This is a genomic window from Parvibacter caecicola (assembly GCF_003725335.1).
GTDB lineage: Bacteria > Actinomycetota > Coriobacteriia > Coriobacteriales > Eggerthellaceae > Parvibacter > Parvibacter caecicola.
In genome coordinates this window covers 1-580 of sequence record NZ_QIBY01000050.1, presented here as the reverse complement: position 1 = coordinate 580, position 580 = coordinate 1, and the positions used below count along the sequence as shown (strand labels likewise).

The window sequence follows — 580 nt, the reverse complement described above, 5'->3', positions numbered from 1 at the left end:
ACCATGGAGCCCGTGGGCTCGGTGACGGGCAGGTCGGCGCCCATGGCCGCGGCCATGGGCTCCTCGATGAGGTAGGCCTGGCGCGCGCCGGCCTGGATGGCGGCCTCGAACACCGCACGCTTCTCCACCGACGTGGCGCCGCACGGGATGCAGATGACGATGCGGGGCTTCGCCTGCCACGGGTACTTGCGCACGGCGGCCTTGTTGATGAACGCCGAGAGCATGGCCTCCGTCACGTCGTAGTCGGCGATGACGCCGTCCTTGAGCGGATGCTCGGCCGAGAACGCCTCGGGCGTGTGGTTGATCATGTTCTTCGCCTCATGGCCCACCGCGAGCACCCGGTGCGTGCTCTTCTCGATGGCGACGACGGAGGGCTCGTTGATGACGATGCCATCGCCCGTGATGGCGACCAGTGTATTGGCAGTCCCGAGGTCGATGGCCATGTCCGTAGACATTTGGCCGGTCAGCCCGGAGAACGCGTCTAAAAAGGACATAGAGGCAAACCCCTTGAATTCTCGTATTCCAAGTAAAAACGCATTCTAGCACAGGCGTTGCCCCGGCGTTGAAAATCCACGAGGGG

General features: G+C 64.0%; 1 protein-coding gene. It reads right to left on the bottom strand.

The annotated features are described in order from the left end of the window. On the bottom strand, positions 1-494 hold a 494-nt coding region (locus DMP11_RS10120), incomplete at its 3' end, for a rod shape-determining protein (RefSeq protein WP_211329104.1). Positions 495-580: the final 86 nt, after the last annotated feature.